The organism is Streptomyces flavusporus (genome assembly GCF_046267975.1).
In the GTDB taxonomy this organism is placed as follows: Bacteria; Actinomycetota; Actinomycetes; order Streptomycetales; family Streptomycetaceae; genus Streptomyces; species Streptomyces flavusporus.
On record NZ_CP176503.1, the window covers coordinates 2,965,156 to 2,984,177 of the forward strand.

17 protein-coding genes are annotated in these 19,022 nt (G+C 70.4%); 4 read left to right on the plus strand and 13 right to left on the minus strand.

Annotated elements, in window-relative coordinates; translation table 11 throughout:
• The first annotated feature begins 130 nt into the window (after positions 1–130).
• The gene (locus tag ACKTSN_RS13995) at positions 131–793 is read left to right on the plus strand and encodes a bifunctional DNA primase/polymerase (RefSeq protein WP_409469435.1); all 663 of its coding nucleotides are present in this window, start codon (positions 131–133) and stop codon (positions 791–793) included.
• 79 nt (positions 794–872) lie between these two features.
• Here the strand turns inward: ACKTSN_RS13995 and ftsY are convergent, their stop codons facing one another.
• Entirely contained in the window at positions 873–2,087 is a 1,215-nt protein-coding gene (gene ftsY, locus ACKTSN_RS14000) for a signal recognition particle-docking protein FtsY (protein ID WP_409469436.1), read from the minus strand.
• A 160-nt stretch (positions 2,088–2,247) separates the two neighbouring features.
• Between ftsY and ACKTSN_RS14005 the strand changes: the two genes are divergently transcribed.
• Entirely contained in the window at positions 2,248–3,216 is a 969-nt protein-coding gene (locus ACKTSN_RS14005; protein ID WP_409469437.1) for an LLM class flavin-dependent oxidoreductase, read from the plus strand.
• A gap of 87 nt (positions 3,217–3,303) precedes the next feature.
• Here ACKTSN_RS14005 and ACKTSN_RS14010 read toward each other — a convergent pair whose 3' ends face one another.
• From ACKTSN_RS14010 to ACKTSN_RS14025, 4 genes are all read right to left on the minus strand, one after another.
• Positions 3,304–4,719 (minus strand): sugar porter family MFS transporter, encoded by a 1,416-nt coding sequence (locus tag ACKTSN_RS14010; protein WP_409469438.1) that lies wholly within the window; start codon positions 4,717–4,719, stop codon positions 3,304–3,306.
• 213 nt (positions 4,720–4,932) lie between these two features.
• A complete protein-coding gene (locus tag ACKTSN_RS14015) occupies positions 4,933–8,691 on the minus strand; it encodes an AAA family ATPase (protein ID WP_409469439.1) in 3,759 nt (1,252 codons plus the stop codon).
• A 207-nt stretch (positions 8,692–8,898) separates the two neighbouring features.
• A complete protein-coding gene (locus ACKTSN_RS14020) occupies positions 8,899–9,105 on the minus strand; it encodes a hypothetical protein (protein ID WP_129801581.1) in 207 nt (68 codons plus the stop codon).
• 381 nt (positions 9,106–9,486) lie between these two features.
• The gene (locus ACKTSN_RS14025; protein WP_409469440.1) at positions 9,487–9,768 is read right to left on the minus strand and encodes an acylphosphatase; all 282 of its coding nucleotides are present in this window, start codon (positions 9,766–9,768) and stop codon (positions 9,487–9,489) included.
• 212 nt (positions 9,769–9,980) lie between these two features.
• Between ACKTSN_RS14025 and ACKTSN_RS14030 the strand changes: the two genes are divergently transcribed.
• Together ACKTSN_RS14030 and ACKTSN_RS14035 are read left to right on the plus strand one after the other, a co-directional pair.
• On the plus strand, positions 9,981–11,090 hold the full coding sequence (locus ACKTSN_RS14030; protein WP_409469441.1) for a CAP domain-containing protein: 1,110 nt from the start codon (positions 9,981–9,983) through the stop codon (positions 11,088–11,090).
• 73 nt (positions 11,091–11,163) lie between these two features.
• A complete protein-coding gene (locus ACKTSN_RS14035) occupies positions 11,164–11,565 on the plus strand; it encodes a winged helix-turn-helix transcriptional regulator (protein ID WP_224736855.1) in 402 nt (133 codons plus the stop codon).
• A 3-nt stretch (positions 11,566–11,568) separates the two neighbouring features.
• Here ACKTSN_RS14035 and mutM read toward each other — a convergent pair whose 3' ends face one another.
• The 8 genes from mutM to recG form a co-directional block, all read right to left on the minus strand.
• The gene (gene mutM, locus ACKTSN_RS14040) at positions 11,569–12,429 is read right to left on the minus strand and encodes a bifunctional DNA-formamidopyrimidine glycosylase/DNA-(apurinic or apyrimidinic site) lyase (protein WP_409469442.1); all 861 of its coding nucleotides are present in this window, start codon (positions 12,427–12,429) and stop codon (positions 11,569–11,571) included.
• A 92-nt stretch (positions 12,430–12,521) separates the two neighbouring features.
• Entirely contained in the window at positions 12,522–13,388 is an 867-nt protein-coding gene (gene rnc / locus ACKTSN_RS14045) for a ribonuclease III (RefSeq protein WP_409469443.1), read from the minus strand.
• Positions 13,389–13,395: 7 nt separating this feature from the next.
• Positions 13,396–13,569: a 50S ribosomal protein L32 gene (rpmF, locus tag ACKTSN_RS14050; RefSeq protein ID WP_003951102.1), complete on the minus strand. Its 174-nt coding sequence runs from the start codon at positions 13,567–13,569 to the stop codon at positions 13,396–13,398.
• A gap of 2 nt (positions 13,570–13,571) precedes the next feature.
• Positions 13,572–14,216, minus strand: coding sequence for a YceD family protein (locus ACKTSN_RS14055; protein ID WP_129801575.1), 645 nt, complete (start codon positions 14,214–14,216; stop codon positions 13,572–13,574).
• Between the two features lie 148 nt (positions 14,217–14,364).
• Positions 14,365–15,408: an ATP synthase F0 subunit B gene (locus ACKTSN_RS14060; RefSeq protein WP_409469444.1), complete on the minus strand. Its 1,044-nt coding sequence runs from the start codon at positions 15,406–15,408 to the stop codon at positions 14,365–14,367.
• A gap of 133 nt (positions 15,409–15,541) precedes the next feature.
• Positions 15,542–16,021, minus strand: a complete 480-nt coding sequence (gene coaD / locus ACKTSN_RS14065; RefSeq protein ID WP_409474826.1) for a pantetheine-phosphate adenylyltransferase — start codon at positions 16,019–16,021, stop codon at positions 15,542–15,544.
• Positions 16,022–16,047: 26 nt separating this feature from the next.
• Positions 16,048–16,635, minus strand: coding sequence for a 16S rRNA (guanine(966)-N(2))-methyltransferase RsmD (gene rsmD, locus ACKTSN_RS14070; protein WP_409469445.1), 588 nt, complete (start codon positions 16,633–16,635; stop codon positions 16,048–16,050).
• 70 nt (positions 16,636–16,705) lie between these two features.
• Positions 16,706–18,904 (minus strand): ATP-dependent DNA helicase RecG, encoded by a 2,199-nt coding sequence (gene recG, locus ACKTSN_RS14075; protein ID WP_409469446.1) that lies wholly within the window; start codon positions 18,902–18,904, stop codon positions 16,706–16,708.
• Positions 18,905–19,022: the final 118 nt, after the last annotated feature.

Genomic DNA, 19,022 nt, shown 5'->3' on the forward strand with positions numbered 1-19,022 from the left:
CGTCGGACGCACCACCCGGGGCACTTCCGGGCGCCGACTGGATTCGCGCGGCACCGGGAAGGCGGAGACGCAGAGTCACATTCCGATTCCGTCTCGTAACCACCGGTGCGCCGGACCCGTTGGAGGGGGCATGGGCTTCACGATCGGCAGCAGTCGAGGGATCCGCGACATCCGGTCCGGCTCGCGCCGCCGCGGCCGCTCGTCGGAGTGCACCGCCGTGGCCGAGTACACCGGGCTGTGGGGCTGGGACGTCGCCCCGGGCGCCCGGGCCGCCGCGGGCGTCTGCTCCTGCGGCCGCCCCGAGTGCCGGGCGCCGGGTGCGCATCCGCTGGACTTCGCGTCCGAGGTGCCGGCCGGAGCGACGCTGGACGCGGTGACCGAGGCCTGGGCCGAGGTGCCGGGCGCCGCGGTGATGTTGCCGGTCGGGCGCGCGTTCGACGTGATCGAGGTCGCCGAGCCGGTCGGGCGGCGCTCGCTGGTCCGGCTGGAGCGCATGGGCCTCCCCCTCGGTCCCGTCACCGCCACCCCGGACGGCCGCGCCCATTTCCTGGTGGCCCCCGGCTCCGCGTCCGAGCTTCCCGCGCTGCTCTACCGCATGGGCTGGGACGACCCGAGCCTCGACCTGCGCGGCCTGGGCCCCGGTACCTACATCACGGCCCCGCCCTCCGACCGCGCCGGCCTCGGCCCGGTCCGCTGGCTGCGCCCGCCCGACCTGGACTCGGCCACGAAGCCACCGGCGGCGAGGCTGCTGCTGGGGACGCTGGCTTACGTGGCGCACCGGTCACGCCCATAGCCGTACACGGCAAAGCGCCCGCCCCCAGCTGCACCTTGGGGGCGGGCGCTTCTTGCACCACCTGTGGATATCCGGGTGGTCACTCTCCGATAAGGGCGTCAACGAACGCCTCCGGCTCGAACGGCGCCAGATCGTCCGCGCCCTCGCCCAGCCCGACCAGCTTGACCGGAACGCCGAGCTCGCGCTGTACGGCGACGACGATGCCGCCCTTGGCGGTGCCGTCCAGCTTGGTGAGGACGATGCCGGTGATGTCGACGACCTCGGCGAAGACGCGGGCCTGTACGAGACCGTTCTGGCCGGTGGTCGCGTCCAGCACGAGCAGCACCTCGTCCAGCGGGGCGTGCTTCTCGACGACGCGCTTGACCTTGCCGAGCTCGTCCATGAGGCCGGTCTTGGTGTGCAGGCGGCCGGCGGTGTCGATGAGCACGACGTCGGCGCCGATCTCCTTGCCCTCCTTGACCGCGTCGAAGGCGACGGAGGCGGGGTCGCCGGCCTCCGGCCCGCGCACGGTGTGGGCGCCGACCCGCTCGCCCCAGGTCTGGAGCTGGTCGGCGGCAGCGGCCCGGAAAGTGTCGGCGGCGCCCAGGACGACACTGCGCCCGTCGGCGACCAGCACGCGGGCGAGCTTGCCGGTGGTGGTGGTCTTGCCGGTGCCGTTGACGCCGACGACCATCACGATGCCGGGCTTGCTGGTCTCCGGCTCGGTCTTCACGACGCGGTCGAGGTCGGGGCCGATCAGGGTGAGCAGCTCCTCACGCAGCAGGCCGCGCAGCTCCTCGGGGGTGCGGGTGCCGAGCACCTTCACGCGCTCGCGCAGTCGTTCGACCAGCTCCTGGGTAGGCTGCACACCGACGTCGGCGGTGATCAGGGTGTCCTCGATCTCCTCCCAGGTCTCCTCGTCGAGGTGCTCGCGCGACAGCAGCGTGAGCAGCCCCTTGCCGAGGGCGTTCTGGGACCGGGAGAGCCGGGCGCGCAGGCGGACGAGTCGGCCGGCGGTGGGCTCGGGGACCTCGATCGGGGGGACGAGGGGGATTTCGAGTTCGGGAAGGGGCGGTTCCTCGACGGCGACCGGGGCCGAGCCGTCCGGGAGGTCCACCTCCTCGATCGTGCGGCGCGGTTCGTCGCGCGGCGTCTCGGCCTCGTCGCCGACGTGCGGCTCGGCCGGAGGGGCGGTGATGTCGGGCGTGGTGGGCGGCGGGGGCAGCGACTTACGGCGCCGGCTGCCGACGATGAGCCCGCCGAGCGCGCCGAGCACGACCACGGCGATGACTACAGCAAGGATGACGATTTCCATAACGTGTCCAGTATTAGCCATGAGGGTCCGCCGGGCCCATCTTGTGCATTCCTCCAAGAGGCGTCGTCATGTCAGGCGCACATCAGCACGACCCTGGCCGTCTGACACTCCGTCAGCTACTGTCCCCCTCCACACCCGCCCGGTGAAGGGAGACCTTCCCATGCCCGTCACGGTCGTCCGTTTCAACCTCGTCGAGCCCGGCGCCACCCCCGCCTCCCTCCACGCCCGCTACCGGGCCGCCCTGGAGATGGCCGCGTACGCCGACGACCGGGGGATCACCACCGTGCAGACGGAGGAGCACCACGGCGTCGCGAACAACTGGCTGCCCTCGCCGTTCACCTTCGCCGGAGCGGTCCTCGGCGCCACCCGGCACCTCGCGGTCACCGTGTCGGCGGTCATCGGCCCGCTGCACGACCCGCTGCGACTGGCCGAGGACATCGCCGTACTGGATCTGCTCAGCGGCGGACGGCTCGTGACCGTCGCGGGGATCGGGTACCGGCCGGAGGAGTACGCCCAGTTCGACGTGGAGTGGCAGCGGCGCGGGCGGCTGCAGGACGAGCTGCTGGAGACGGTGCTGAAGGCCTGGACCGGCGAGGAGTTCGAGTACCGGGGCCGTACGGTACGGGTCACCCCGCGCCCGTACTCCGATCCGCACCCCCTGCTGCTGGTCGGCGGCTCCTCGAAGGCCGCCGCCCGCCGGGCCGCCCGCCTCGGCCTGCCCTTCTTCCCCAGCGCCCATCTGCCCGAGCTGGAGGCCTACTACAAGGAGCGGCTGGTCGAGTACGGCACCGAGGGCTGGACCATGATGCCCGCCGCCGAGACCCCTCTCCTGCACCTCGCCGAGGACCCCGACCGGACCTGGGCGACGCACGGAGGGCATTTCCTGCACGAGGCGCGGACGTACGCCTCCTGGCAGTCGGCCGGCATCCGCTCGGCGGTGCGTTCGACGGCGACGACAGTGGACGAGTTGCGCGCCGAGGGCGTCTACCGGGTCCTCACGCCGGACGAGTGCGTGGCGCAGGGGCTCGACAACCTCGTCCTGCATCCGCTCGTGGGCGGGATGCCGCTGGAGGAGGGCTGGCGCAGCCTGCACCTGTTCTGCGACGACGTACTGCCCCTGCTCACCTGATCTGCGAGCCGGGGCAGCACGTCTCTTACGAGTACGAGGAGAGGGGCAGCGGGGACTTGGCCCTTCTCCCCGAGTTCACGGGGCGGGTCAGCCCATGTCCTCCAGCTTCTTGCCCTTGGTCTCGGGCACGAACTTGAGGATGAACGGGATGGAGAGGAAGGCGAACACCGCGTACATCACGTAGGTGAGCGACAGGTTCCACTCCGCCAGGTCCGGGAAGGTGATCGTGATCACCCAGTTGGCGATCCACTGGGCCGAGGCGGCCACACCGAGCGCCGCGGCACGGATCTTGTTCGGGAAGACCTCACCGAGCATGACCCAGACGACCACACCCCAGGACAGGGCGAAGAACAGCACGAACGCGTTGGCGGCGATCAGCGCGACAACACCCTGGGCGGTCGGCAGCGGGTCGTTGCCGTTCTGGTACGAGAAGGACCAGGCGGCCAGCGCGAGCGAGATGCCCATACCGATCGAGCCGATCAGCGCGAGCGGCTTGCGGCCGATGCGGTCGACGAAGATCATCGCGATCACGGTGCCGATGATGTTGATGATCGAGGTCTCGAACGAGTAGAAGAACGAGCTCGACGGGTCGACACCGACGGACTGCCACAGCAGGTTCGAGTAGTAGAAGATGACGTTGATGCCGACCAGCTGCTGGAAGACGGAGAGGCCGATACCGATCCAGACGATCGGCAGCAGGCCGAACCTGCCGCCCAGCAGGTCCCGGAACGTCGACTTGTGGTCGCCGCGCATGGCCTCGTCGATCTCGGCGACGCGGGCGTCCAGGTTGATGTCGCCCTCGACGTCGGCGAGCACCTTCTTGGCGTCGTCGACCCGGCCCACGCTGATCAGGAAGCGCGGCGACTCGGGGATGGCGAAGGACAGCAGGCCGTAGATCACGGCTGGCACGACCATCACGCCCAGCATCCACTGCCAGGCCTCGATGCCCGCGATCTCCCCGCGCTCCTCGCCGTCGGCCATGTTGAGGATGGCCCAGTTGACGAGCTGCGAGACGGCGATGCCGATGACGATCGCCGCCTGCTGGAAGGAGGCGAGCCTGCCTCGGTACGCCGGCGGGGCGACCTCGGCGATGTAGGCGGGGCCGATGACCGAGGCCATACCGATGGCTATACCGCCGAGGACACGCCAGGCGGCGAGGTCCCACGCGGCGAACGGAAGGCCGGAGCCGACGGCGCTCACGGCGAACAGCACCGCCGCGATCTGCATCACGCGGATGCGGCCGATGCGGTCCGCGATCCGGCCGGCGAGGGCGGCACCGACGGCGCTGCCCAGCAGGGCGCAGGCGGCGACGGTGCCGGTGGCACCGGAGCTGAGGTCGAAGCGAGCCTGGATGCCGCCGTTGGCGCCGTTGATGACGGAGCTGTCATAGCCGAAGAGGAAGCCACCCATGGCGGCTGCGGCGGTGATGAAGACGACGTGCCCGAGATGTTCGGGGGGTGCCGCCTTGGCTCCTTGCTGAGGTGCCTGCGCTGTGCTGGTCACGTGGTAACTCCTCGGGCCACCGGCAACGCTGCCGGGCGGTGGGGGTGAGCCCTTCAACCTGAAGGTAAAAGCAACGTTGCAGAGACTATGCCTTCAGGTTTCGAAGTCAATAGGTTCCTTGCTGTGACTTTCTTGCGCAGGCACGCCATGCTTGCGTTCACAAGTTGAACTAATTTGGAGACGCAGGTCGCGACAGGTGTAGATCGCACGCAGTTATCGGAGCCGCTGGCTGATGACCTTCGACACACCGTCGCCCTGCATGGAGACGCCGTACAACGCGTCGGCGACCTCCATCGTCCGCTTCTGGTGCGTGATGACGATGAGCTGCGAGGCCTCCTGCAGCTCCTGCATGATCCGGATCAGCCGCTGCAGGTTCGTGTCGTCGAGCGCCGCCTCGACCTCGTCCATCACGTAGAACGGACTGGGCCGGGCCTTGAAGATCGACACCAGCAGCGCCACGGCCGTCAGCGACCGCTCGCCGCCGGAGAGCAGGCTGAGCCGCTTGACCTTCTTGCCCGGCGGCCGCGCCTCGACGTCCACGCCCGTGGTGAGCATGTTGTCGGGGTCCGTCAGCACGAGCCGGCCCTCGCCGCCCGGGAACAGCCGGCTGAAGACGCCCTCGAACTCCCGGGCCGTGTCCCGGTAGGCCTCGGTGAACACCTGCTCGACGCGCTCGTCCACCTCCTTCACCACCTGGAGGAGGTCGGCACGCGTCTTCTTCAGGTCTTCCAGCTGCTCGCTGAGAAACTTGTGCCGTTCCTCCAGCGCCGCGAACTCCTCCAGGGCCAGCGGGTTCACCTTGCCGAGCTGCTGGTACGCCCGCTCGGCCGACTTCAGCCGCTTCTCCTGCTCCGCCCGGACGAACGGCTTCGGCTGGTTGCGCGGGTGCTCGGGATCCTCCGGCAGCTCCTCGCCCTCGGCGGGCGGCGAGGGCGGTACCAGCTGATGCGGGCCGTACTCGGAGACCAGCCCCGCCGGCTCCACGCCCAGCTCCTCCAGCGCCTTGGTCTCCAACTGCTCGATCCGCAGCCGCTTCTCGGCGCCGAGCACCTCACCGCGGTGCACGGAATCCGTGAGCTTGTCGAGCTCGGCCTTGAGGTCGCGGCCCTCGGTGCGGGCGGCGGCCAGCTCCTGCTCGCGCTGTGCCTTGGCCGCCTCGGCAACGGTGCGCTCCTCGTCCGCGCGGGCGAGGGAGACCTCGACGTGCGCGAGGAGCTGGCGCGCGCCGGAGGCGACGGCTTGTGCGACGGACGCCTCGTGCCTGAGGCGCGCCCGCCGCTGCTCGGCACGCGCGCGTGCCTCGCGTTCCGCGCGGGCGGCCCGGTCCAGTGAGTCGGCCCGCCCGGCGAGCCCTTTGACCCGTTCCTCGTGCGTACGGACCTGAAGCCGGGCCTCCATCTCGGTCTGCCGTGCGTTGGCACCGTCGGCGGCGAGCCGGTCCCGTACGGAGGTGTCAGGCTCCTCCTCGACCGGCATCTCCTCGGCTACGGCGAGCCGTTCGGCGAGCTCCTCGACCTCCTGCAGCGCCTTGTCGAGCGCCTCCTGGGCGCGTGCCGCGGCGGCGACGCCGCGCTCGGCCTCCCCCGCGGCCGCCCGGGCCTGCCCGGCGAGCCGGCCGAGCTGCTGTGCCACCGCCGACTTCTCGCGGTCGGCGGCCCTACGCCGTTCACCCAGGTCCTCGACGAGCGCGGCGGCCTCCTTGCGCCGCTCGCCGGCCGCGGCCTGCACCTCGGCCAGCTCCTCGCACCGCACGGCCAGCTCGTCCAGCTCGGCGGCCGCCTCGTCCACCGACGCCTGCACCTCGAGCAGACTGGGCGCCCCGGCGGACCCTCCGTGAGCGAAGTGCGCCCCGAGCAGATCCCCCTCGGCGGTGACGGCGGTGAGATCGGGCCGCGCGTACACGAGCTCCTCGGCGTCCTCCAGCGTCCCGACGACGACGATCCCCCGCAGCAGCCGCCGCACCGCGGGCATGAGCGCGGAGGGTCCCCGCACGAGATCAGCGGCATACGACGGACCATCGGGGCGCGCTTCCCCGAATACGGCGGGAGGAGCACCGGCGCCCGGGGGCGAGGCGTCACCGGCCCGGGGACCGGCGTCTGCGGTCGTCGCCCCGCCTGAAGCATCCGCGCCACGCTCCCCGGACTTCGCACCGCCCGAAACACCCGCACCACGCTCCGCGGGCGCCACCCCGCCCGATGCCCCCGCGTCGGCGCTCCGGTCGCCACGCCGGGCTCCCCCGTCCGTGTCCTCCAGTGCTCCCGCCAGCAGCAGGGCCGCGCGGCCCGCGTCCTGTTTGCGCAGGAGGCGGATGGCGTCCGCGGCCGATGCCGGGGTCGTCACGGCGATGGCGTCGGCTGCTGTGCCGAAGGCGGCGGCCAGGGCTACCTCGTGGCCCGGCGTCACCGTCAGCAGCTCTGCGGCCGGGCCCAGCAGGCCGGTGAGACGATCCTTCGCGTCGAGCAGGGCGCCGGTGCCGTCCTTGCGGCGCAGTCCCATGGCGAGGGCCTCATGGCGGGCCTGCGTCGCGGCCCGGCTGCGTTCCGCCGCCGTGGTCGCCTCACGGGCGGCGGCGAGTGCGGCCTCCGCCTGCGCGAGCTGCTGCTTCGCCGCCTCGTGCCGCTCGGCCAGTTCCGCGTCACCGGCGTCGAGGCCGTCGACCTCGGCCTTGAGCGCTTCGTACTCCTCCTGCGCGGCGAACGCCCGCTCCTGCGCCTCGTCGCGGGCGGCGGCGAGGCGGTCGATCTCGGCCTGGGCGGAGGCCGCGCGGGAACGGGCCGCGCCGACCTGGCCGTTCAGCCGGGCCAGTCCCTCACGGCGGTCGGCGATGGCGCGGGCCGCGTCCTTCAGCCGGCGTTCCTCGAAGGCGAGTTCGCGCTCCAGTTCGGCTCGATGGGCGACCGTGTCGTCCAGTGCCCGCTGCGCCGCCTCCAGGGCCGCCTCGAGCTCGGCCTCCTGCTCGCGGATGCGGTGGGCCTCGCGTTCCATGTCCTCGGGGTCGCGGCCGCGCCGCTCCTCGGGCGGGGCGGAGGTCGCGCTCTTCACGCGCGCGTCGGCCAGCGAGATGGTGCCGCGCACCCGTTCGGCGAGCTGGGAGAGCTCGTACCAGGTCTGCTGGGCACGCTGGAGGCGGGGCGTGAGCTGCCGTACCTCGTCCTCCAGGAGCGCCTCGCGCTGGAGCGCCTTCCTCAGTTCCTGCTCGGCGGCCTCCTTGCGCTGTTTGAGCGCGGCCTCGTCGGCGACCTCGGCCTTGAGCGCCTCCCGCAGCCGTACGAGATCGTCGGCGAGGAGGCGGAGGCGGGCGTCCCTCAGGTCGGCCTGGATCACGGCGGCCCTGCGGGCGACCGCGGCCTGCCGGCCGAGCGGCTTGAGCTGGCGGCGCAGCTCGTCCGTCAGGTCCTGCACACGCGCGAGGTTGGCCTGCATCGCGTCCAGCTTCCGCAGCGCCTTCTCCTTGCGCTTGCGGTGCTTCAGGACGCCCGCGGCCTCTTCGATGAAGGCGCGGCGGCCCATGGGGTCGGCATGCAGCACGGAGTCGAGCTGGCCCTGGCCGACGATGACGTGCATCTCACGGCCGATGCCGGAGTCGGAGAGCAGCTCCTGGATGTCGAGCAGTCGGCAGGTGTCGCCGTTGATCTGGTACTCGCTGCCGCCGTTGCGGAACATGATCCGCGTGATGGTGACCTCGGCGTACTCGATGGGCAGGGCGCCGTCGGAGTTGTCGATGGTCAGCGACACCTCGGCGCGGCCGAGCGGCGGGCGCCCGGTGGTGCCGGCGAAGATGACGTCCTCCATCTTGCCGCCGCGCAGCGACTTGGCGCCCTGCTCCCCCATGACCCAGCTGAGCGCGTCCACGACGTTGGACTTGCCCGAGCCGTTCGGTCCGACAACACACGTGATGCCCGGCTCGAACCGGAGCGTCGTGGCCGAGGCGAACGATTTGAACCCACGGAGGGTCAGGGCCTTGAGGTGCACGCCGCTGGACTCTACCTCCCGGGGTTGTCTCACTCCATGAACCCGCGGTTTCGCCCCTGAACGTGCAGGGCACACCAGACGTTAAACAGGGTGAAAGGATGCGCGGGGCAAAGAAAGAAGGGACGCCGGAGCGTCCCTTGCAACTTCTGACAACTTAGCGGTTGATACGGGCAACCCAACCACTGCTGTCGTTGTGCGATGCAGCGATCAGGTGAGCGCAGGCTCCGCCTGGTGTGCGTCGACGCTCTCCATGATCCTGTCGTGGTGAGAAGCGGCAGCCGCCAGCGCGTCGTTCTCCGCCTGGATCCGTACGAGCTCGGATTCGAGGTCCTGGACGCGCTGCTGGAGCCGTCGCATCTCGGCGAGGAGTCGAGGGTCGGAGCCGCCGACGTAACCGAGAAGCGCCTTTGCCATGATGGATGGTCCTCCACACTGAGTGACCGACCGATGCGGTGTGGGTCGTGAGGGATTTCGCACCCGCGGCCGCTTGGCACTGTGGAGTTGTGCTGCCGTTCATCCATGCCAAACAGCTAAGGTGCGCGGGGCTTTCAGCGTCTCACCAAAAAGTTTGACGGTCAACACGATCACGCCCCGTATCGGCGAGCAACCCGGGGTGCACGGCCGGAAAACGGCGGCGCGACGACTCCTGCGGGGCCCTCAAGGCGTGGCGATCATCCTTGTGTGTGGAGCCTGCCACGGCAAGCGCTTCTTGGCAACCACCTGGTCGTTTCCACTCGGGGCAGATGCCGGTGACATACCCCGCCGGTGCCGCACCACTCTTTCGGCCCTGCCGGGTCAGCGGACGGCGAAGCCGTCGTAGCCGCCGCGGGGTGTGTCCCAGATCTCGGTGACTCCCTCCACACGCCCGGGCGTGTCGTCGCCCTGGAGCCAGTCGAGCAGTCCCTGACAGCCCTCGCGGGAACCCTCCGCGACCACCTGGACCCGACCGTCGCCCAAATTGAGAGCAAAACCACTCAGGCCGCCGATCTCGAGCGCCTTGGCGCGCGTGAACCAGCGAAAACCCACACCTTGGACGCGTCCTCGCACCCAGGCGACCAGCCGCACATCCTCGCTCATGGGTGCAACCTAACCGGCCAATGTCTCTAGGGACACTTCCTCCCCCAGCGCCATGCGGTACCGTCCAGCCCCAATGAATCTCATATGAAACCCACTCGATCGAGTGAGTTTGCTTGACCGCACGGACGGATCGCACACGGACGAATCGCGCAGACGCACCGTGCGGACGAACGGACGGACGAGTCGACCGCGAGGACGAGGAAGGCCAGGACATGGGACGCCACCGACGCTCCGCCGCCGGCCGCGCCGCCACGGGCCGCGCCACGGAGGTCAACGAGACGCATGGCTCAGCCGTGGGAGGCCGCAACCCGCAGCACTCGTACGGGGGCGGCCAGGCCGCGCCCGGCATCGCTCCGTATCTGAACCCGGAGGCGTACGCCGAGGCCGTGACGAAGAGCGAGGCCTATCTCTTCGCCCCGGACGACCACGAGCGCGCCGCCGACACGGCGGTCTTCTCGAGCGACGGGTACCTGCCCGGCGACGAGCCCCGGGACGGCTCGCACCGCCGCCGTAAGAAGAAGGGCGTGACGCCGGTCCGCACCGGCCTGCTGGGCGTCTCCGCGGCGGTCGCGATCGGCACGGTCGCGGTCGCCACGGGTGTACTGCCCGGCGGTGACAGCTACACCCTCGGCGGGGGCAGCGGGGACAAGGTGCAGACCACCGACATCCCGACCAACACCGAGACGCAGCAGGGCGGCACGTCCGGCAGCGCCGACGAGAGCCGCGACACCACTCCGCCGGCGAGCCGGGACACCGAGCGTTCCAGCTCCCCCTCCCCGTCTCCCTCGACGTCGAAGCCGTCGGCCCCGCCGGTCGGCAAGGCCCCCGCCGAGGAGCCGACGCAGACCACGCCGTCGAAGAAGCCCAAGACGACGCCCTCCCGGAACGAAGCGGCCACGAAGGCGCCCGAGAAGACCAGCGCCCCCTCCTCGCCGATCTCCGCGGAGTCCGCCGCCGAGGCCGAGGTGCTCAAGCTCGTCAACGAGGAGCGCGCGAAGGCCGGCTGCAGCCCGCTGGCCGCGAACAGCGCGCTGGCCGAGCTCGCCGGCGACTTCAGCGACGCCATGGCCGCACAGGGCTTCTTCGACCACACCGACCCGAGCGGCGCCACTCCGTGGGACCGGGCGGAGGCGGCCGGGATAACCAGCCTCGGCGGCGAGAACATAGCCCGGGGCCAGGCCGACGCCCAGGCCGTGATGGACGCCTGGATGAACAGCCCGGGCCACCGCGCCAACATCCTGAACTGCGACTTCAAGACGCTGGGTGTGGGAGTGCACTACGGCTCCGGCGGCCCGTGGTGGACCCAGAACTTCGGGTACTAGGAGCGACCCAGGTGCACTAACCAATGGTTAGCGCAATCTATGGGTCAGCGCTGCGTTCGAGTACGCTTGAGGAATGACGACCACGCAGGAGCGCACGGCGGAGCAGAACCTTCCGTACGACGTGTTCTCCAAGGCCTGCCCGTCGCGCGGCACGCTGGAGCATGTCACGGGACGCTGGGGCGCGCTCACGCTCGGCGCCCTGCACGAGGGGTCCTTCCGCTTCAACGAGCTGCGCCGCCGGGTCGACGGCGTGAGCGAGAAGATGCTGTCCCAGACCCTGCATGCGCTGGAGCGCGACGGCCTGGTGCACCGCGAGGCCCAGCCGACCAACCCGCCCCGCGTGGACTACGAACTCACCCCGCTGGGCCACGAGGTCGCCGAGCGTCTGCTGGCCCTCATCCACTACGTGGAGGGCCGCATGGACGACGTCCTCGCGGCGCGCGAGCGCTACGACGAGGAACGCGCCCCTCGGTAGCGGTTACGGCGCCACCCGCGGCGGGCGCTGGCACTTGGGGCAGTAGTAGCTGGACCGGTTCATCCACGGGCGCCGGCGCATCGGCGTGCCGCAGCGCTTGCACGGCAGCCCTTCCCGCCCGTACGCGTCCAGCGACCGGTCGAAGTAGCCCGACTCGCCGTTGATGTTGACGTACAGGCTGTCGAAGCTGGTGCCGCCCGCCGCGAGGGCCGCGTTCATCACGTCCCTGATGTGGCCGAGGAGTTGGTGCGTGCGCGGGCGGGTGAAGGTCGCCGTCGGGCGGTCGTAGTGCAGGCGGGTACGCCAGAGGGCCTCGTCCGCGTAGATGTTGCCGACGCCGCTGATCAACGACTGGTCCAGCAGGGCCCGTTTGATGGTGGTGCGCTTGCGGCGCAGAGCCTGGTGGAAGGCCTCGTCGTCGAACAGTGGGTCGAGCGGATCACGAGCGATGTGCGCGATGACGTCGGGCAGGCCGTCGGAGGTGGTGTCGTGCAACGACAGTCCGCCGAACGTGCGTTGGTCGACGAACCGCAGCTCCGTCTCGAGGTCGTCGGCGAAGCGCATGCGGATGCGCAGATGCTTCTCGTCGGGTGCGGTGTGCGGCTGGACCAGCAGCTGGCCGCTCATACCGAGGTGGGCCAGGATCGACTGGTCGGTGTCCTCCAGAGGCAGCCACAGGTACTTGCCGCGCCGGCTCGGTGTGCCGACCCGGTGGCCCTTGAGACGGTGGACGAAGTCGTCGGCGCCGGCGAGGTGGCGGCGCACGGCACGTGGGTGCAGCACCTCGGCGTCGGCGACGGTCCGGTGGGCGACCCACCGCTCAAGACCGCGCCGTACGACCTCGACCTCGGGCAACTCGGGCATGGCATCCCCCGTGACAAACCGGTGTATGAGCCGAGCGCCCGCCCCCGGGTGCGGGGCGGGCGCTCGGGTTGCGCTGTGCTGGATGACGGCGATCAGTCGTCGGCTTCGACTGCCGTGGCCGCCGAAGCGGTCCCGGTCGCTGCCGCCGCCTGAGCGGCCTCGGCGGCCGCGGCCTGCGCGGCTTTCGCCGCCTTGGCGCGCTCGTCAGCCGCGGCGCGGATGGCCCGCCAGGCGGACTCCGCTGCCTGCTGCTCCGCCTCCTTCTTGCTGCGGCCGGTGCCGGTGCCGTACGAGACGCCTCCGACGCGGGCGGCAGCAGTGAAGGTCTTCTCGTGGTCGGGGCCGGTCTCCGTGACCAGGTACTCGGGGACACCGAGGCCTTCGGTCGCGGTGAGCTCCTGGAGACTGGTCTTCCAGTCCAGGCCGGCTCCGAGGTTGGAGGACTTCTCGATCAGCGGGTCGAACAGGCGGTGCACCAGCTCCGCCGCCGAGTCCAGGCCCTGATCGAGATAGACCGCGCCGATCACCGCTTCAAGGGTGTCGGCGAGGATGGATGCCTTGTCCCGGCCTCCCGTGCCTTCTTCACCGCGGCCGAGCCGGATGAAGGAGCCGAGCTCGAGCGTCCGCCCCACATCCGCCAGCGCACGCGAGTTCACCACCGCGGCCCGCAGCTTGGCCAGCTGGCCTTCGGGCAGGTCGGGGTGGGTGCGGTACAGCGTGTCGGTGACGACGAGACCGAGGACGGAGTCGCCGAGGAACTCCAGCCGCTCGTTCGTCGGCAGACCGCCGTTCTCGTACGCGTAGGAACGGTGGGTCAGCGCTCGCACCAGAAGGGCGGACTCGACCTTGTAGCCGAGCCGCCCTTCCAGAAGCGTGTGGGACGAGGCCTGGTTGTCCGCCGGTGCACTCCCGCTCACACGGGAAGCCTGCTTCTTTGGCGTGGACACAGTGCCTCTCACCAGCCGCTCAGACCTCGAGGACCTGGCGCTTGTTGTAGGTGCCGCACGACGGGCACGCGATGTGCTGCTGCTTGGGCTCGTGGCAGCGCTCGCACGCAACCAGGGTGGGGACCGCAGCCTTCCACTGCGACCGGCGGTGGCGCGTGTTGCTGCGCGACATCTTCCGCTTCGGAACAGCCACGGCTACTTCTCCTGCTTCTCGTCGACGCCCGGTTCGGCGCCGCTCATCTCGTCCTTATCGCCGTCTTCGAGTGAACCGGCGAGTCCCTGCAATGCCGCCCAACGGATGTCGACGGCGTCGTGGTGGTGGTCCGGGTCGTCCGCCAGCCGCGCTCCGCACTCGGAGCACAGGCCAGGGCAGTCTTCCCGGCACACCGGCTGCATCGGCAGTGCGAGCACCACCGCATCACGCAGCACGGGTTCGAGGTCGAACAGGCCGTCCTCGAGAAAGAGCCTGTCCTCGTCTTCCTCGGCGTCGTCGGCCGGCTCCGCTTTGACGCGGCCCCGGTCATCGGCGTCAGGGTACGAGAACATCTCCTGGAAGTCCGCTTCGAGCTCGAGCTCGACCGGCTCCAGACACCTTACGCACTCCCCCTCGGCCTGCGCACGGGCGGTGCCTGTGACGAGCACACCCTCCATGACCGACTCGAGCCGGAGTTCGAGCTCCACCGGTGCGCCTTCCGGCACTCCGATGACGTCCTTGAGACCGAGGTCCTTCGGAGCGTCGATCGTGCGGGTCAGGCGCTGCAGCGCACCAGGCCGCCGACCCAGCTCGTGTGTGTCGAACACGAGAGGGTTGCGGTGGTCGAGGCGGGCGTTCAGAGCCATTCCTGCTTTCGATCCTGTGAGCTTCAGGTATGCCGCCTTCGGTGTTCCCGGGCAGCGTTGATCGCGGGCGTCTACGAAGTCAGCACAGCGCACACGCGACCGAAGAGCCAGGATACTGGACCTTTCGCTGACGGCCCAATCGGCTGCGTCAGCCGTTGCCGCGGCCCTGTTCGTACGCCCGCAGCTGCTCCGCGCTGATCATGCTGGTGTCGAAGAGGCTGGTCTCGTCGAGCGCCTGGGACTGGGGCTGCTGGTAACCGGGGTGGCTCTGGTTCGGGTCGTACGCGGGCTGCTGCGGGTAGGCGGCGTACGGATCGGCCTGCTGATAGCCGTACGGGTCCTGCTGGGCGTACTGCTGCTGGTAGCCGTACGGATCGTTCTGCTGCGGCTGCTGCGGCGACTGCTGATACGCGTAGGCGTCCTGCCGGGCGTACGACGGCTGGGCCGGTACTGCCGCCGGCGGCTGTTCGGCCGGGGTGTCGGCGATGGCCGCCAGGTCGGCGAGGTAGTCGGCGTCGCTGCTGTGCTGGACGGTCGTGGTGTCCAGGGCGCCGAGGTCGTCGGTGGCGATCCGGCCGTGCAGTTTCTGTCGGCCGCGGCCGACGGCCTCCAGGGTCTTGGCGAGGACCGCCTCGAAGGCACCGAGCTTGACGTCCACGTACTCGTCGGCGGTGCGGCGCAGGGTCTCCGGGTCGTGGCTGCGCTCGGGGGCGTCCTCGTCCTCGTAGCCCTGGTCGTCGAGGCCGGGGCCGGTGCCGAGGAGCTTCTCGCGGCCGCGGCCGACGGAGCCGAGGGTCTTGGTGAGGACGACCTCGAAGTTGGCGAGCTTGGAGTCGACGTAGTCATCGGCCTCGGCGCGGATCTCCTCGGCCTCCTTGCGGGCCTCGGCGAGGATCCGGTCGGCCTCGGCCTGGGAGCGGCGGGCGACCTCGGTGTCGGAGATCAGCGAGCCACGCTCGGCGTGCGCGCCCTGGATGATCCGCTCGGCCTCCTGACGGGCCTGCTCGACCATCTGTTCCCGGCCGCCGATCAGCTCCTGGGCCTGGGCGAGGGAGTCGGGCAGCGCCGCGCGCACCTCTTCCAGCATGGCGAGCAGGTCGGCGCGGTTGACCACGCACGAGGCCGACATGGGCATGGCCCGGGCACTGGAGACCGCCGCGACGATCTCGTCGAGCTTCTTCTGCACGTCCACCGGTTGCTCGCCACTCTCTACAGCTGTGTTGGAGACGGACGGGACGACTGTACGGCCACGGGGTGCCCCCCGGACACCGGATGACGGGCCATCAGGGCTCGCGGCGCGCGTCCCGGGCGTGCGTCGGGCGCCCTCAGTCCTGCTTGAGACGCTCGGTCAGGGCGGCCAGGACCGGCGGGGGGACCAGGTGGGAGACGTCGCCGCCCCAGGCCGCGACCTCCTTGACCAGGGACGACGACAGGAAGCTGTAGGTGGGGTTGGTGGGCACGAAGAGGGTCTCGACGCCCGTCAGGCCGTTGTTCATCTGGGCCATCTGCAGTTCGTAGTCGAAGTCGCTGACCGCGCGCAGGCCCTTGACGATGGCCGGGATGTCACGCTGCTTGCAGAAGTCGACGAGGAGGCCGTGGAAGGCCTCGACCCGCACGTTGCCGTACTCGGCGGTGACCTCGCGGATCAGGTCGATCCGCTCGTCGATCTCGAAGAGGCCCTTCTTGGACTTGTTGATCATCACCGCGACGTAGACCTCGTCGTACAGGTGGGAGGCGCGGGCAATGATGTCGAGGTGTCCGTTGGTGATCGGGTCGAACGACCCGGGACAGACGGCGCGGCGCACTTGAGATCCCTCGCTCTCCGGTCCGGTCACGGTGCGTCTCCGCACGTAGAGGCGGCGCGACCGTACCAAAACGTTCCCTCACCGTACCGGCGGGTACGGAGTGCTTCGAAGCCCTCCGGCCACCCGAACTCACCGCTTCTGGTGCTGCGCTCCACGGTGACGAGGGCTTCGTCTGCGAGCCACCCCTCCGTGCGGAGTGTGAGCAGAATCTCGCGAAGATCGTGATCCGAGACACTGTACGGCGGGTCGAGGAAGACGATGTCGTACGGCTCCGCCGGGGGCGGTGTGCGGATGATCTGTTCGGCTTTGCCTGCCCTGACCTCGGCGCCGGGCAGGCCGAGGTTTCTGACGTTCTCCCGGACCGTGCGGACCGCTCGGGCGTCGGCTTCGACGAGGAGGGTGTGGCCGGCGCCCCGGGAGAGGGCTTCCAGGCCGACGGCGCCGGAACCGGCGTACAGGTCAAGGACCCGCTCGCCGTCCAGGGGGCCGCCGAGCAGGGACTGCCAGGTGGAGAAGAGGCCCTCGCGTGCGCGGTCGGAGGTGGGGCGGGTCCGGTGCCCCGGCGGAACGGCCAGACGGCGTCCACCGGCCCGGCCGGCGATCACGCGGGTCATGTCCTCGGTCCTTGTCGGTGTGCAGGTGTCGTGACGGTTCCAGTCTCTCAGCCCGTGGGCCGGTGCCGGATCACCCCTTTTCCAGGTACTGCTCCCTCTCCTCGTCCAGCAGGGCCTCCAGCGCCGTCCGCAGACCCGGCAGCCGCTCCAGGTCCGGGTCGGCCGCGACAACCGTCGCCGCCTCCTCGCGGGCTTCGGCGATGATCTCCTCGTCCTCGATGACGGCAAGCACGCGCAGGCTGGTGCGGGCGCCGGACTGGGCCTGGCCGAGGACGTCGCCCTCGCGGCGCTGTTCGAGGTCGATACGGGAGAGTTCGAAGCCGTCGAGGGTGGCCGCCACAGCGTTGAGCCGCTGGCGGGCCGCGCTCGCCTCGGGCATCTCCGTGACCAGCAGGCACAGGCCGGGCGCCGAGCCCCGGCCGACGCGGCCGCGCAGCTGGTGGAGCTGGGAGACGCCGAAGCGGTCGGCGTCCATGATCACCATCACGGTCGCGTTCGGCACGTTCACGCCGACCTCGATGACCGTCGTGGCGACCAGGACGTCGGTCTCACCGGCCGCGAAGCGGCGCATGACGGCGTCCTTGTCGTCGGGCGGCATACGGCCGTGCAGGGCCTCGACCTTCAGACCCTGGAGCGGGCCCCCGGCGAGCTGGCCGGCGACGTCGAGGACGGCGAGCGGGGGGCGCTTCTCGGCCTCGTCCTCCGGGGACTTGCGCTTCTTCGGGTCCTCGTCCTCGTCACCGATACGGGGGCAGACGACGTACGCCTGATGGCCCTTGCCGACTTCTTCGCGCACCCGCTCCCAGGCCCGGGCCAGGAAGTGGGGTTTGTCGGCGGCGGGGACGACATGGCTGGCGATCGGGGACCGGCCGGCCGGGAGCTGGTCGAGGACGGAGGTCTCCAGGTCGCCGAAGACGGTCATGGCAACGGTCCGCGGGATGGGCGTGGCGGTCATGACGAGCAGATGGGGCGGCTGCTTGCCCTTGCCGCGCAGGGCGTCGCGCTGCTCGACCCCGAACCGGTGCTGTTCGTCCACGACGACCAGCCCGAGGTCGTGGAACTGCACCTTGTCCTCGATCAACGCATGCGTGCCGATCACGATCCCGGCCTCCCCGGTGACCAGGTCGAGCAGTGCCTGGCGGCGGGCGGCCGCGCCCATGGACCCGGTCAGCAGGACCACCTTCGTGGCCTGCTCGGCCCCGCCCAGCATCCCGCCCTCGGCCAGCTCGCCCATCATCTCCACGATCGAGCGGTGATGCTGCTGGGCGAGCACCTCGGTGGGCGCGAGCATCGCGGCCTGACCGCCGGCGTCGACGACGGCGAGCATGGCGCGCAGGGCGACCAGGGTCTTTCCGCTTCCGACCTCCCCTTGCAGCAGCCGGTGCATCGGATGCTCCGTGGCCAGGTCGTCGAAGATCTCCTCGGAAACCTTCTGCTGGCCCTCGGTGAGGGTGAAGGGGAGGCGGTCGTCGAAGGCCGTGAGGAGGCCGTCGGGCTTGGGTTTGCGGGCGACCGCCGGGAGTTGGGTGTCGGCGTGACGGCGGCGGGCCAGGGCGACCTGGAGGACGAAGGCCTCGTCCCACTTGAGGCGGTCGCGGGCGTCGGCGATGTCCGCCTTGGTGTGCGGGCGGTGGATCTTGAGGAGGGCCTCGGGGAGGGAGACCAGGCGGCGGCCCTCGCGCAGGGAGTCCGGCAGGGGGTCGACGGCCTCCTGGGCGCTGGGCAGGACCGTCTGGATCGCCTTGCCGATCTTCCAGGACTCCAGCTTGGCGGTGGCCGGGTAGATCGGAATCAGGGCGCCCGCCCAGGTGTCGACGGCGTCCTCGGCGTCCCCCTTCAGCAACTCGTAGGCAGGATGAGCGAGTTGCAGACGGCGGTTGAAGACGGAGACCTTGCCCGCGAACATCGCGCGGGTGCCCGGCAGGAGTTCCTTGTGGGGTTTGTGCACGCCGTTGCCGAAGAAGACCAGTTGGAGCCGGCCGCTGCCGTCGGTGATGGTCACCTCGAGGCGCTGGCCCTTGCCACGGGGCGCCTTGGCGGAGGCGAAGGTGTGCAGGCGGGCGTCGGCGACCTGGGCGACCACGGTGACGTGCTCGTCCATGGGGAGGTCGGCGAGGTGGGTCAGCTGCCCCCGCTCCTCGTATCTGCGCGGGTAGTGGTGCAGGAGGTCACCGACGGTGTGCAGGCCGAGGTGCTCGGCCATCACCTTCGCGGTGGCGGGGCCGAGCACCTTCTTCAGTGGTTCTTCCAGTGCGGGCACGAGATCCATTGCACACCACACCACTGACAATGCCGTAGAGGTCCCGGGCGCGCAGCCGTATACGTCTCGGGAAACCCCTGGTCAGACGGCTCGCTGGGGCTTTAGGATGGCGCGCCCCGGCCATCCT